We start from the raw sequence: 15,169 nt of genomic DNA, 5'->3' as shown, positions 1-15,169 counted from the left end.
CCGGCACAACTTCAACTTTCAAGGACATGCGTGATGCGACGATTTGAATTGGACGATGGGGTTTCCAGTAAATTCTGGGAGGTTGGTCAGACTGGCGCCGAACTGCAGATCCGCTTCGGCAGGATCGGCAGCGCCGGGCAAGGCAAACCGAAAACCTACGCGGACGACGCCACGGCCGCCGCAGCGCTGGTCAAGCTGGTGCGCGAGAAAACCGCCAAAGGCTATGTGGAGACCAGCGCCGGGGCCATTATCGCCGGGGCGGGCATTCCCGCCGCCGTGCCAGCGGCCCCACCGCCGTCAGGCGATATCGCCCCGTGGCTTGCCTGCGGACCGGTGCTCGACCTGCCGGCCGGCGTCGCCGCGCTGGCGTTGCCCTCGCGCCGCGTGCCCGGTCCGGCGCCCATCAGCGACGCCGACCGCGCCTGGGACATGTTCCTTCAGGTGGTGCGCGTATTCCGCGACCCGGCAATGGCCCTCTGCGACGTCGAGCTACACGCTGGCATTGACGAGGCCATGCAGCGCATCCGGCAAGGTACGCGCAGCGGGAGCATGCTGTCGGACACGATCATGTTTGCCGTCGCAAACACATTTTGCACCCCGTTGGCATTCAATGGCGCCGTCCCCTTCCTCGATTTTCTGGCGGCCGAAAAAGGACTGCCGTATGCGGTCGACGTGATGCTGGCCGCCATGGAACGACTGAGCGCCAATACCATCCGCACCAGCGCCGCCGTGCCCAACGAGACATGGCAGTTGCGTGTCATGGGAACCGATGAAGGCCCGGCCGAGAGCTACGGCAGTCTCCGGACAAAACAGGCACTTCACCAGCATCTTGTTCATGCGAGCGAGGCGACCTGGCATGAATGCATGCACATGATCGGCGAAAGAGTGGCGCGTGTGCCATCCAAGCGCCAGGCGCATCTTGCGCCGTTCCAGCCGCACGCACCGCTGCTCGCACTGCGCTCAAGAGACGACGCAGGCCAGGTAACGACACCCCTGTCGCACCTGTACGACACCCTCGCCAACGCCAGGGCACTTGTCACGCCGGCGGGCAGCATACGCGATCTGGCTCGCGACGATGCGCTCAAGGTCATCGCCACGCTGATCCGGGACCACGGCACCGACCTTGCCGTCCTGGTGCATGCGGCACCCACCGTTCAACTGGGCACCGAGGCGCTCACCTGGATCGGCACGCCGCTGGCCGTCCAGACGCTCGGGCGCGAACTGGTGGAGGCCAGCCGCGGATTTTTCCGCCAGCCCGCCATCGACGCACGCCAGCGCCTGCGCGAGGTCGTGCGGCGCTGGCCGCTCGCGGCAATCGCGGGCCTGGCACAGCTGATCGCCACCGGGGAGCAGGTTCCCGAGGTGGTCCACGCGATGCTGGCCACGCTGGCCTACGAACACGCCGCAGTCGTTCCCGCTTTCAGGCCGTGGATATCGGCGCAGGCAGCGGCGGTGCTCGATGAACTTCACGCCGGCATCAACGTGGACACGCTGGCCGCCGATGCCGAGCTGCCGCCGGTGCTGGCCAATCCACCGTGGCTGGCGCCGCGCAAGAAAACGGCCGCAGCGATGGCGCTGGCGCCGCTGCCGCTGGCGCCCGCCGAGCGCTGGAGCGACGAGGAACGCGCAGAGATGCGCATGGAACAACGCGCCACGCTGACTACATATGCCAACCCGCCGACGGCGCCCGCAAACAGCGCAGCGGCCATCGACGCCGGCGACAGCGCCGCCCTGATCGCCATGTGGCAGGAAGCGGCGCAAGACAATACCTTCTTCGCGGCCTGCGTGCACCTCATCGCCGACATGCCGCCCCCTTTCAACGCGGCGGTGTGGAATGCCATTGCCGGGCACCCGATCAATTCGCCCGGCTACGCGGTGGCGACCCTGGGCCTGAGCGGCTTGCCGGCCCTGGTGACGATGTGCGAGCAGCGTCCCGGCGACGACCTGGTGTACGCACGCCACATCGCCGCCGTCGAACTGGCGGCGCCAATCGCGCGCGCTTTTGCGACCCTGAAAAAGAGAACGGCGCGCACTGCCGCGCGGCGCTGGCTGCTGGACTACCCGGAACACAGCGCCTGCGCGCTGATCGCGCCAGCCCTCGGCAAGGCGGGCAGCGCGCGTGAGCAAGCGGCCGACGTCTTGCGCATGCTGGCCGCCGCCGGCCACGACGCCCTGCTGATGGAGGTGGCCGCGCGCTACGGGAAGCCGGCGGTCGTCGCCGCCCTGCGCGCACTGCTCGACCAGGACCCACTGGATGTGTACCCGGCAAAACTGGCCGCCGCACCGGATTTCTGGACGCCGCGCAGCTGGCCCCGTCCGCGCCTGGCCAGCAGTGGCAAGGAGCTGCCCGATGCGGCCATCGACGCCCTTGGCGCCATGCTGCGCTTTGCACAAGGCGAGCGTGTGTATGCCGGGCTGGCCCAGGTCGGCGCCGCATGCACACCCGATTCGCTGGCCACCTTTGCCTGGAGTCTGTTCGACGCCTGGCAGAACGATGGCGGCAGCGCCCGGGAAAACTGGGCCTTCACGGCGCTGGGCGTGTTGGGCGACGACGACAGCGCCAGCAAACTCGGACCGCTAATATGCGCGTGGCCGGCCGACGCCCTGCATTCGCGCGCGGCATTGGGCGTCGAGGTACTGGGCGCGATCGGTACCGATGCGGCCCTGCTGCAGTTGCGCGCCATTGTCAAACGCTTCAATTCCGGCACCCTGAAAGAAAGTGCGCGCGCAAAGATCGTGCAGGTTGCCGAGGCGCGCGGCATGAGCGCCGATGAACTGGAAGACCATCTCACGCCCGAACTGGGGCTGGACGAACAAGGCACGCTGCTGCTCGATTTTGGCGCGCGCCAGTTCGTGGTCGGCTTCGACGAAGCGCTGCGTCCCTATATTCTCGACCAAAGCGGCGCGCACCTGGCCGACCTGCCCAAGCCGCGCCAGGATGACGACGCCACGCTGGCGCGCGCAGCCGCAGAACGCTACAAACAGCTCAAGAAAGATGCGCGCGCCATCGCTTCGCAGCAGGTGACGCGACTGGAAATGGCCATGCGCACGCGGCGCCGCTGGACACCCGAAAAATTCATGACCTCCATGGCCGGCCATGCGCTGGTGCGCCACCTGGCGCAACGGCTGGTATGGGGCGTGTACCGCGAGGAGCGCCTGGAAGCGTGCTTCAGGCTCGCATCCGACAGCACCTTGGCCAACGGCACCGATGACGCGTACACGTTCCCCCGGGACGACGCCATCCGCATCGGCATCCCGCATCCGCTGGAGATGACGGCTGCCGGGCTGGCGGCGTTCACGCAGCTGTTTGCCGATTATGAGTTGATGCAGCCCTTTCCCCAACTCGATCGCGACACGTACTCGCTGACCGAAGCGGAGCTGACGTCTGACCGTTTGCTGCGCTGGGACGGCGTGTTGGCGGCGACCGGCAGCATCATGGGCCTGGCCAAGTGGGGCTGGCGGCGCGGCCGCACGCACGAGCGCAGCTGCGCAAATGACTTCAGCAAGCCTATGGCCGGCGCAGGCGTGGCGCAGCTGAACTTCGAGCCGGGCATCCTGATCTCCGCAATCGACGCGCATCCCGAGCAGACCCTCAAGCTGGTGCTGTTCGGCAGTGCCGACCGGCGCGAACATCTGCAACAGGCGGTGCCGCTGGCGCAGCTCGACGCGGTCGAGGCCAGTGAACTGATACGCGACATCGAACACCTGCGCGCCTGAGACGGCACGCACACACATCATCATGACAGGACAGGCAATGCGGCGATTTGAATTGAGCGACGGGACTTCGAACAAATTCTGGGAAATCAGCCAGGACGGCAGCGACCTGACGGTCTGCTACGGAAAAATCGGCACCGCCGGCACCACCCAGTGCAAGAATCACGCCGATGCGGCAAAGGCCGGCGCCGCAATGGACAAGCTGATACGCGAAAAGACAGGCAAAGGGTATGCCGAAGTGACCAGCGGTGCGACCGCACTTTCCACAGTCGCCGCAACGCCAAAGGTGGCCAAGGCCCCGGTGACAGCACCCGCCGCACCCCCAGTACCGGTTACGCCGCCTTCCCCACCAGCGGCGCCGCCAGCGCCATCGGACGCCATCGCGCCCTGGCTGGCCGCCGGCGCACTGGTCGACATGCCAGCCGCATTCGCCGCCCAGGCCCTGCCCTCGCGCCGCTTCCCCGGACGCCAGCCGAACGCCGACGCCGGCGCTTGCTGGATGCAGTTCCTGTCGCTGGCGCGCGCCTACGATCCGGCCGACCCCAAACACTCGCACCAACAATATCGCGCCGCCGTGACCGAAGCGATGCAGCGCATCGAACAGGACCTGCGCAGCGGATCGGCGCTGTCGGACGCGGTCCTGCTGGCGCTCTCGACCCGTTTCGAGAACAAGCTGGCGCCGGCGCAAGGCGCGCCCTTCCTCGACTTCATGGTCGCCGACAAGGGCCTTACGCATGCCATCGGCGTGCTGCTGCAAATGGAGAGGATGAGCATTCGCGAAGAGCGCAACCGCTTTACCAGTCACTGGTTTATCAGCGACGAGATCGACCTGTCGTACGGGTCCTCGCGCAGCAGTTTCGGCGCGACCGAACTGGCGTTTCGCTCGCATCTGGCCTGGGCGCCGGAAGACCTGTGGCAGCAATGCGCGCAACTGCTGCGCGACGGCCTGCCCACGTTATCCATATACCGCCAGCCGCTGTGCGCCTTGCTGCTGCCCGAGGAACCGGCACTATCGGACGCGCTGATCCTCAAGCTCGCGCAGCATCCGTACAACCCGAGCGGTTGGCTGCGCCTGACCGCGCGTGATCCGGCCAGCCTGCAGGCGGTGGAGCCGTTCGAACCAAGATACGACGAGTACGCACGCAACCTGTTCTACAACATGCCGTCCGTGGTGGCCGCGCTAGTGCTGGAACATGGCGTCGACGCGGTCGCGCAGCTCGAAATAGCGGCCGGCGCCGACGCCGCCGGCGACGCGCTGGCCTGCATCGGCACGCCGGACGCCGTGCGCGCGCTGGCGAAGGTCTGCAATGTCACCAAAAAGTCGCTGCCACGACTGACAATGGCGACGCAGCGCTGGCCGCTGGCCGCCATGGCCGCCCTGTCGGAACTGGTCGCCGCCGACCCGGCCTTACCACCAGCCTTGCGTTCCACCCTCGCCAGCCTGGTGCTGGACCATTCCGGTGCGGTGCCGGCGATCACGCCGTGGATATCCGCCCCGGGAGCGCGGCTGCTGGCCGAGATGGCCGGAAAATTCGCAGCATCGCTCGACGCCGCCGATGCGGGCGAACTGCCAACGGTGCTGGCCAACCCGCCGTGGATGGCGCCGCCCAAGCCGGTCCCAAAACCGCTGGTGCTGGCAGCGCTGCCGCTGGCGCCCTGCACGCGCTGGACCGAGCAGCAGCGTCAGCGCCTGCTGGCCGACCAGCGCTACAACGCCTGGCCCTACGACGCCGAGCGTTTCGACGGCCCGCAAGGCACGGCCGATGCTATCGCCGCGGGCGATGTGCAGGCCGTGGTCGCGCTGTGGGCGCATTACGCCGAAGAGAATAACGACATCGGCGGCTGCGTGCACGCCATCGCCGACCTGCCCGCCCCGTTCAACGCGGCAGTGTGGACCGCCATGGCCGGTCATGACATCAACTCGCCCGGCTACGCCTTCGCCACCCTGGGCGTGGAGAGCCTGCCGGCGCTGATGCTCATGTGCGAGCGCAATCCGGCCGACGAGCTGCCGTATGCGATGTACTTCGGTAGCGTCGAACTGGCGCAGCTGATGGGGCGCATCTGCGCCAGCGGAAAAAACAAGTCCCTGCGCGCCATCGCGCGCCGCTGGCTGCTGGCCAATCCGGACTACGCGGCCTGCGCCATGATCGCCCCGGCGCTGGGCAAACCCGGCGCGGCGCGCAATGCCGCCGTGGCAATCCTGCAGCTGCTGGCAGTGAACGGGCACCGTGGGATCGTGACCGATACCGCAAGCCGCTACCAGCAGGACGCCGTCAACGCCGCCATCGAGGCCATGCTCGATGAAGACCCGCTCGATCGCCATCCGGCCAGGATCGACCCCCTGCCCGCCTTCTGGTTGCCACGCAACTGGAACCGTCCGCGCCTGGCCGGTAGCGTCAAGGTGCTGCCCGACAGCGCACTCGATCCGCTCGGCGCCATGCTGCGTTTTCCGCAGGAAGACGGCGTCTACGCCGGCCTGCATCAGGTGCGCGATGCCTGTACGCCGGCCTCGCTGGCCGACTTTGCGTGGGACCTGTTCCGCGCCTGGCTCGACGCCGGCGCCGACCCGAAAGAGAGCTGGGCCTATGGCGCGCTGCGCGTGTTCGGCAACGACGACGTGGCGCGCAAGCTGACCCCGATGATCCGCACCTGGCCAGGCGAGAGCCAGCATGCGCGTGCGGTGGCCGGGCTCGATGTGCTGGCCGCGATCGGCACCGATACCGCCCTCATGCTCCTGAACGGCATTGCGCAAAAGGTCAAGTTCAAGGGCTTGCAGGACAACGCGCGCGAAAAGATCGCCCAGATCGCCGAAGCACGCAACCTGACCAGCGAAGAACTGGAGGACCGGCTCGCGCCCGACCTGGGCCTGGATGAAGCGGGCACCCTGGTCCTCGACTTCGGCCCGCGCCGCTTTCTGGTCGGTTTCGACGAGGCGCTCAAGCCATTCGTGCGCGATGACGACGGTGCGCGCCTGGCCGACCTGCCCAAGCCTAAAAAATCCGACGACGCCACACTGGCCGCTGCGGCGGTCGAGCGCTACAAGCTGCTCAAGAAGGATGCGCGAACGATCGCCGCCCAGCAGGTGGTGCGGCTGGAAGTGGCCATGTGCGCCCAGCGCCGCTGGGATCCACACGTATTCTTCGACTTCCTGGCGCATCATCCATTGCTACGCCATTTGGTGCAGCGGCTGGTATGGGGCGTGTATGAAGTCGAGGCAGACGCCAGCCACGGCGGACGCTTGCTCGCCTGCCTGCGCGTTGGCCCCGACGGTGGCATGACCGACGCCGCCGACGATGCGTTCGTGCTGCCGCAAGGCGCGAACGTCCGCGTCGGCATCCCGCATGCGATCGACCTGCCGGCCAGCGATGCCGCCGCCTTTGCGCAGCTGTTCGCCGACTATGAGCTGATGCAGCCATTCGCCCAGATCGGGCGCGACACCTATGCGCTCACCGCTGCGGAACTGAGCGCCGTTGCGCTGCTGCGATGGAAAGACATCACCGTGCCGAGCGGGCGCGTGCTGGGCATGGTCAACAAGGGCTGGCGGCGTGGTCGCCCGCTCGACGGCGGCAGCATCCTCGACTTCACCAAGGCGCTTGGCGATGGCCGCGTGGTCAACCTGCGCTTCGAGCCGGGCATCGTCGCCGGCCTGGTGGACGAGTTCCCCGAACAGACCCTCGAGCAGCTCACTGTCGGCGTGCCCGGTAGCTGGGGCGGCATTGACGAACCTGAGCCGCTGTCGACGCTCGATCCGATCGCCGCCAGTGAACTGATTCGCGACATGCAGAGACTGTGCGCCTGAGACGGGCACGCACACGTTGTAACTTTACGGAGATAGAATGCGGCGATTTGAATTGAGCGATGGGGCGTCCCACAAATTCTGGCAGATAAGCCAGGACGGCAGCGACGTCAACGTCTGCTACGGCAGGATCGGCAGCGCCGGCACCAGCCAGACCAGGCATCATGCCGATGCAGGTAAAGCTGCGGCGTCAATGGAAAAACTCATTCGCGAAAAAAGCGCCAAGGGTTACGCCGAAACCAATGCGGGCGAAGGTCCAACACCGCCGCAACCGCTCGTCCCGCCCTCCTCCACGCCGCCAACAGGCGAGATCGCGCCATGGCTGGCCGTCGCCCCGCTGATCGAGCTGCCACCCACTCTCGCGGCCAGGGCCATGGCTTCGCGCCGCTTCCCCGGTGCGCCGCCGAACGCCGATGCGGCGGCCTGCTGGACGCTGTTTGCCGCGCGTGTGCAGCGCTACGCCGACGTCGCCCCCGACAACTCCCCCGTCAGCTTCCAGGATGCCGTGAGCGAAGCCATTGCTCGCATCCGCGGCGACTTGCGCAGCGGCTCCGCCGCGTCCGACCTGGTGCTGCTGGCGGTATCGACCCTGGTCGAAGACAAGCTGGCGGCGTCGGATGGCGCACCCTTCCTAGACTTCCTGGTGGCCGACAAAGGCTTGCCGTATGCGTTGCAGGTTTTGATCGACATGGAACGCGTGAGCATCCAGGAGATCAATAACCAGTATGGGATGTGCTGGTACATGGGCGAGCAAGGCTTTGGCTCGTATTCGCCATCGAATGTCGACTTCGGATCGACCGAGCTGGCAATGCGCGCGCACCTGGCGCACGCCCCGCAGGAGGTATGGGAGCAGTGCGCCGGCATGATCCGCGCGGCGCTGCCCACATTACCGGTGCGCCGCCAGCCGCTGTTCGGGGTGCTGCTGCCCGAGCTGCCCGAGCTGTCGGACGCGCTGGCCCTCGCGCTCGCGCAGCAGGAGGTCGACACGGCCGCCTGGCTGCGCCTCTCCGCCAGCGCACCAGCGGCCTTGCAGGCGCTCGATCCGTTCGTGCCTTCCACCGGCACCTACGCGGTTCACTTCTTTTACAACCTGCCCGCCGCCGTGGCCACCCTGGTGCAGGAGCGCGGCGTCGGGGCGGTCGATGTGTTGAAGGACGGCGCCGGCATCGATGCGACCGGCGAAGCGCTGGCCCATATCGGCACGCCCGACGCGTTGCGCGCCCTGGCCCTGGCCTGCGAAGCGAGCAAGAAGTCGCTCAAGCGCCTGGCGTCGGCGGCGAAGCGCTGGCCATCTGCGGCACTGGCCGCCCTGTCCGAGCTGGCCGCCGCAAAGCAGGCGCCGGCCGCGGCAAGTGCGGTACTTGCCGACCTGGTGCTGGACCATGCGGACGACGTGGCGGCCGTCAAGCCCTGGATTTCTGCGCCTGCGGCCGCGCTGCTCGATGCCGTGGGCGCGCGCGCGGCCGCGCCGGCCGACCTGGCTGGCCTGGCCGAGCTGCCGGCGGTACTGTCAAGTCCACCGTGGCTGTCCCCGTCCAAGCCGGGCGCAAAAGTCTTCACGCTCGCGCCGCTGGACCTGGCGCCGGTAATCCGCTGGACCGAGGACGAGCGCCAGGAGCTGCTCAAGCAAAAACGCTACAACGCCTGGCCGTACAACTGGAAACGCTATCCCGGACCGGCCGACGCGGGGGCGGCCATCGCGGCGGGCGATGTCGCCCAGGTCGTGGCCCTGTGGGAAGCCTATTCGGTCGGCGGCTACGAAATTGGCGGTTGCGTGCATGCGATTGCCGACATGCCGGCGCCGTTCAACGCGGCCGTGTGGAGCGCCATGTCCAAATACGAGATCAACTCGCCCGGCTACGCCATCGCCACATTGGGCCTGGCCGGCCTGCCGGCGCTGGTCGCCATGTGCGAACGGCGGCCGGCCGACGAACTGCCTTACGCCCGCTGCTTCGGTGCGGTTGCCCTGGCAGCGCCGGTTGCGCGCGCGTACACGACCCTTAAGAGCAAAACCGTGCGCGAGCTGGCGCGCACATGGCTGCTGGCCAATCCGGAGCATGCCGCCTGCGGCCTGATTGCGCGGGCCCTCGGCAAAGCCGGCAGCGCGCGCGACCCCGCCGCCCGCGCCCTGCGCCTGCTGGCCGACGGCGGCCACGAAGCGCTGCTCACCGAGGTGGCCAGCCGCTACCGGCAGAGCGACGTCAGCGCGGCCTTGCGCGCCCTGCTCGACGAAGATCCGCTCGACCGGCTGCCCGCCAAAATCGGCCCCCTGCCGGCCTTCTGGATGCCGCGTAACTGGACCCGTCCGCGCCTGACCGGCAACGGCAAGGCCTTGCCCGACGCGGCGCTCGACCCCATCGGCGTGATGCTGCGTTTTCCCCAGACCGACGGTGTGTACCCCGGCATCGAGCAGCTGCGCCAAGCCTGCACCAGCGCCTCGCTCGCCGATTTTGCCTGGGACTTGTTTACCGCGTGGACCGACGCCGGCGCCGATGTGAAGGAAAATTGGGCATTCAGTGCCCTGCGCCTGTTCGGCAACGACGACATCGCGCGCAGGCTCACGCCGCTGATCCGCGCCTGGCCGGGCGAAAGCCAGCACCAGCGCGCCATCGTGGGCCTGGACATCCTGTGCGAGATCGGGACCGACACCGCGCTGATGCTGCTCAACGGGATCGCTCAAAAGGTCAAGTTCAAGGCCCTGCAGGACAACGCGCGCGAGAAGATCGCCCAGATCGCCGAAGCGCGCAAGCTGGGCGTCGACGAACTGGAAGACCGCCTCGCGCCCGACCTGGGCCTGGATGATGACGGCGCCTTGCTGCTCGACTTCGGCCCACGCCAGTTCCGCGTCGGCTTCGACGAAACGCTCAAGCCGTATGTGCGCGATGCCGACGGCGCGCGCCTGGCCGACCTGCCCAAGCCCAAAAAAATCGACGACGACGCATTGTCCGGCGTGGCGCATGAGCGCTTCAAGCTACTCAAGAAGGATGCGCGTACCATCGCCGTGCAGCAGGTGCTGCGGCTGGAGCAGGCGATGTGCACGCAGCGGCGCTGGCAGCCGCAGGTCTTCTTCACCTTCCTCGCGGGCCATCCGCTGGTGCGCCACCTGGTGCAGCGGCTGGTGTGGGGCGCCTACGCGGCAGGCCCGCACGCGCGCCTGATCGGGTGCTTTCGTGTGGGGTCCGACGGGACGCTGACCAGCGCCGCCGACGAAGCGTTCGAGCTGCCGCCGGAGGCAACGATCGGCATCCCGCATGCGCTCGACCTGCCGCCCGCCGAGGCAAGCGCCTTCGGCCAGCTGTTTGCCGACTACGAACTGCTGCAACCGTTTGCCCAGATCGGGCGCGACACATACGCGCTCACCGAGGCGGAATCGGGTGCGCTCGTGTTGGTGCGCTGGGACAGCCAGAAGGTACCAACGGGACGCGTACTGGGCCTGGCAAACAAAGGCTGGCGTCGCGGAGAGCCGCAGGACGGCGGCTGGATCGGGGAGTTCTACAAGCCGCTCGGCGACGGCCGCCTGCTCGAACTGCACCTCGACCCCGGCCTGATCGTCGGCATGCCAGAGCACGAGCCGGAACAGCGCTTGAAGGAAGTGCGCGTCACGGACGGTCACACAGTCAACGGAAAAGCGGCCTGTTACCCCCTGTCGACGCTGGGCTCCATCGTCGCCAGTGAACTGATACGCGACATGCAAGATTTGTGCGCCTGAGGCGCGACCACACTTTTACATTCAGGATGAACAATGCGACGATTTGAATTGAGCGATGGCGTTTCCAGTAAATTCTGGGAAGTGAGCCAGGACGGCAGCGATGTCACGGTCTGCTTCGGCAAGATCGGCACGGCGGGCAAGGCCCAGACCAAGAACCATGCCGATGCCGTCACGGCCGGCGCGGCAATGGCTAAACTGATACGCGAAAAAACCGGCAAGGGCTATGCCGAAACCGGGGCCGGCGCACCAGTAGCGGCAGCGCCAGCGGCTGCGGTCGCGGCATCAGCACCAGCTGCTGCGGTCGCGGCATCAGCGCCAGCGGCTGCCGCGCCAGTGCCCCTGGCGGCGCCCGCGCCTGCGTCCGACATCGCCCCCTGGCTGGCAGTCTCGCCGCTGATCGACGTGCCAGCGACGATGATGGCGCTGGCCCTGCCCTCGCGCCGCTTCCCGGGCACGGCGCCGGTCATCGACGCCGGCGCCAGCTGGAACCTGTTCCTGGCCCATGCGCGGCAATGCGCGCCGCTCAGTCCCGCGCTTTCGGCGTCAGGGTGGCGCCCGGCGATGGAAGAGGCGGCGCAGCGCATCGAGCACGGGCAGCGCGACGGTTCCGCCGCCTCCGACATCGTCCTGCTGGCACTATCGAGCACCTTCGACGACCTGTTGGCGCCGTCCGATGGAACTCCCTTCATCGACTTCCTGGTGGCCAGCAAAGGCATCGTGCACGCCCTCGACACCTTGCTGCAGATCGAACGCATCAGCGTGCGCCAGCAAGGCCTGCGTAAACCGGGCATCTGCATCGACGACGATGCCGAGCAGTGGTTTGCGCCCACCGAAAACGTGTTCGGCAAAACCGAACTGGCGCTGCGCGCCCACCTGGCGCACGCGCCGCAAGACGTATGGGACGCCTGCGTGCAGCTGGTTCGCGACAGGTTGCCTTCGCTGGCGGCGCACCGGCAGGGGCTGTTCGGCGTGCTGCTGCCGGACGCCCCGGGCCTGTCGGACGCCATCGTCGCCGCCGCCGGTCCCGTCTATCCCACCTCGATGGCGTGGCTGCGCTTGACCGTACGCGATGCCGCCAGCATGCGCGCCCTCGATACGATCAAGGCGTGCGACGACTTCTACCTGTTCGCGTGGTACGACAAGCCGGAAATGATCGCGACCGCGATCCAGGACCGTGGCACCGACGCCGTGGCGGCGCTGCGCGACGGGGTTGGCGCCGACCTGGCCGCCGACGCCATCGCCAGCATCGGCACGCCGGAAGCGATCCGCGCGCTGGCGTCGATCGCCGCAAAAAAGGCGATCAAGCGCCTGGCGTCGGCGTCTGCACGCTGGCCGCTCGCCGCCATCGCCGGCCTGGCCGAATTGATTGCGACCGACAAGCGCGCCCCCGGCGCGGCGCGCTCGGTGCTGGCCGCACTGGTGCCGCAGCACCTGGCCGCCTTGCCTGCGTTGACGCCATGGCTGTCCGCAGCGGCGGTCAAGGTACTCGACGGCCTGGCCGGCCGCCTGGAAGCGCCAGCCGACGCGGCCGACGCGGGCGACCTGCCCTCGGTGCTGGCCAACCCACCGTGGCTGGCGCGGACAAAAAGCGCAAGCAAGGCCTTGACGCTGGAGATCCTGCCGCTGGCGCCGGTCGAACGCTGGAGCGACGCCGAACGCCAGCGCGTGCTGCGCGAACGGCGTCTTATCCTCTACACGGGCGGCGGATCGGGATTCAAGACACCGAACGACGCGGCCGCAATCGCCGCCGGCGATGTGGCGGGCGTGGTCGCATGCTGGGAAGCCTACCGCCAACGCGGCCACGAAATGGCCAACAGCGTGCATGCGATCGCAAAGCTGCCGCCGCCGTTCAATGCCGCCGTGTGGGCCGTCATGGCCAAGTACGACATCAACTCGCCAGGGCACGCCATCGGCAGCATGGGAATCGACGCCCTGCCCGGCCTGGTGGTGATGTGCGAGCGCCGCCCTGCCGAAGAATTGAAGTATGCGATGTACTTCAGCGCCGTCGAACTGGCCGCACCGGTGGCGCGCGCGCTGGCGGTGCTCAAGTCCAAGGCCGTGCGCGACATGGCGCGCAACTGGCTGCTGGCCAATCCGGAGCATGCCGCCTGCGGCCTGATCGCCCCGGCACTGGGCAAGGCCGGCGCGGCGCGCGACGCCGCCGCCAGCGCACTGCGCCTGCTCGCGGCGAACGGCCATGAAGCCATGCTGATCGCGGTCGCCGGCCGCTACGGCCAGGAGGCGGTCAACGCCGCCATGCGCGCCATGCTGGACGAAGATCCGCTCGACCGCTTCCCATCGAAAATCGCTGCGCTGCCGGCTTTCTGGATGCCGCGCAGCTGGGCGCGTCCGCACCTGGCCGCCAACGGCAAGCCGCTGCCCGACGAGGTGCTCGACCTGATCGGCGTGATGCTGCGCTTTCCCCAGGCCGACGGTGTCTACGCCGGTATCGATCAAGTGCGCCAGGCATGCACGCCCGACTCCCTGAGCCGCTTCGCCTGGGATTTGTTCAGCGCCTGGTCGGACGCCGGTGGCGACGCCAGGAACAACTGGGCCTTCACGGCCCTGGGCCTGTTCGGCGGCGACGATTGCGCGCGCAAGCTCACCCCGCTGATCCGGGCCTGGCCGGGCGAAAGCCAGAGTGCACGCGCCATTGCCGGGCTCGATATCCTGGCCACGATCGGTACCGACCTGGCCCTGATGCTGCTCAACGGGATTGCGCAGAAGGTCAAGTTCAAGGCGCTGCAGGACAATGCGCGCGACAAGATCGCCCAGATCGCCGAAGCGCGCAATCTCAGCACCGACGAACTGGAAGACCGCCTGGCGCCCGACCTGGGCCTCGACGGCGATGGCGCCCTGCTGCTCGATTTTGGCCCGCGCCAGTTCCGCGTCGGCTTCGACGAAACGCTCAAGCCGTGCGTGCGCGATGCGTCCGGGCTGCGCCTGGCCGACCTGCCCAAGCCGAACAAGAGCGACGATGCGGTGCTGTCGGCGGCGGCCACGGAGCGCTTCAAGGCGCTCAAGAAGGATGCGCGCAGCATCGCAGAGCAGCAGGTGCTGCGGCTGGAAATGGCCATGTGCGCGCAGCGGCGCTGGGAGCCGGCCATCTTCCAGCGCTTCCTGGCCGGGCACCCGCTGGTGCGCCATCTGGTGCAGCGGCTGGTGTGGGGCGCTTATGACATGGAACCGGGCGCCAGCCACGGTGGCCGCCTGCTCGGCTGCTTCCGGGTCGGCCCGGATGGCGACCTGACCGACGCCGCCGACGACGCGTGGCAACTGCCGCAGGGCGATAATATCCGCATCGGCATTCCGCACGCGCTCGACCTGCCGGCGCAGGAAGCTGCGGGCTTCGGCCAGCTGCTGGCCGACTATGAGCTGGTGCAACCGTTTGCCCAGATCGGACGCGACACCTACACGCTGACCGCCGACGAACTGGCCGCCAGTGCACTCACGCGCTGGGAGGGCATCGAGGTGCCTGTCGGGCGCCTTCTGGGCCTGGCGCACAAGGGCTGGGAGCGCGGCGATGCGCAGGATGCCGGCTTCGTCTTCGATTTCAACCGGCCGCTCGGCGACGGGCGCACGGTGGCGCTGCGTTTTGGCCCGGGTCTGATGCTTGGCTCGATCATGGATTCGGAAGACCAGGTCATGGAACAGGTCAGTATCGGCAGCGCCGGGTCCTGGAGCAGCTTCGACAAGGGCCAGCCGCTATCGACCTTAAGCCCTATCGCTGCCAGTGAACTGATTCGCGACATGGAGGCACTGTGCGCATGAAACCCGCTCCCCGGCCAGCCGCAGGCAATTCGGCCGGCCGGCCCGCAGTACTGGTGAACCCACCATGAATGGCACCGCGCAGGGCGCGCGCCAAGCCGCTGGCACTGGCACTGGCGGCGCGTCTTTACGCCAGAGGCAAGGCTGAACGCGACATCAAGGGCTGGCGCCGTGGCGCGGCG

General features: G+C 68.0%; 4 protein-coding genes. All 4 read left to right on the top strand.

Annotated elements, in window-relative coordinates:
* Positions 1 to 33: 33 nt before the first annotated feature.
* From F1609_RS11700 to F1609_RS11685, 4 genes are read left to right on the top strand one after another with little or no spacing between them, the layout of a single operon-like run.
* Positions 34 to 3,717, top strand: coding sequence for a DUF4132 domain-containing protein (locus tag F1609_RS11700; RefSeq protein WP_167076608.1), 3,684 nt, complete (start codon positions 34 to 36; stop codon positions 3,715 to 3,717).
* Positions 3,718 to 3,754: 37 nt separating this feature from the next.
* The gene (locus F1609_RS11695; RefSeq protein ID WP_167076607.1) at positions 3,755 to 7,513 is read left to right on the top strand and encodes a DUF4132 domain-containing protein; all 3,759 of its coding nucleotides are present in this window, start codon (positions 3,755 to 3,757) and stop codon (positions 7,511 to 7,513) included.
* Positions 7,514 to 7,550: 37 nt separating this feature from the next.
* The gene (locus F1609_RS11690; RefSeq protein ID WP_167076606.1) at positions 7,551 to 11,219 is read left to right on the top strand and encodes a DUF4132 domain-containing protein; all 3,669 of its coding nucleotides are present in this window, start codon (positions 7,551 to 7,553) and stop codon (positions 11,217 to 11,219) included.
* A gap of 33 nt (positions 11,220 to 11,252) precedes the next feature.
* Positions 11,253 to 14,990 (top strand): DUF4132 domain-containing protein, encoded by a 3,738-nt coding sequence (locus F1609_RS11685; protein WP_167076605.1) that lies wholly within the window; start codon positions 11,253 to 11,255, stop codon positions 14,988 to 14,990.
* Positions 14,991 to 15,169: the final 179 nt, after the last annotated feature.

This window comes from Massilia aquatica (assembly GCF_011682045.1).
In the GTDB taxonomy this organism is placed as follows: domain Bacteria; phylum Pseudomonadota; class Gammaproteobacteria; order Burkholderiales; family Burkholderiaceae_D; genus Telluria_A; species Telluria_A aquatica.
The sequence above is the reverse complement of the archived record's forward strand: the minus strand, read 5'-3'. Positions and strand labels throughout refer to the sequence as shown.

Coding starts and splice junctions, on each gene's coding strand:
- F1609_RS11695 (WP_167076607.1), top strand. CDS start 3,755: ATGCGGCGATTTGAATTGAGCGACGGGACTTCGAACAAATTCTGGGAA.
- F1609_RS11685 (WP_167076605.1), top strand. CDS start 11,253: ATGCGACGATTTGAATTGAGCGATGGCGTTTCCAGTAAATTCTGGGAA.
- F1609_RS11700 (WP_167076608.1), top strand. CDS start 34: ATGCGACGATTTGAATTGGACGATGGGGTTTCCAGTAAATTCTGGGAG.
- F1609_RS11690 (WP_167076606.1), top strand. CDS start 7,551: ATGCGGCGATTTGAATTGAGCGATGGGGCGTCCCACAAATTCTGGCAG.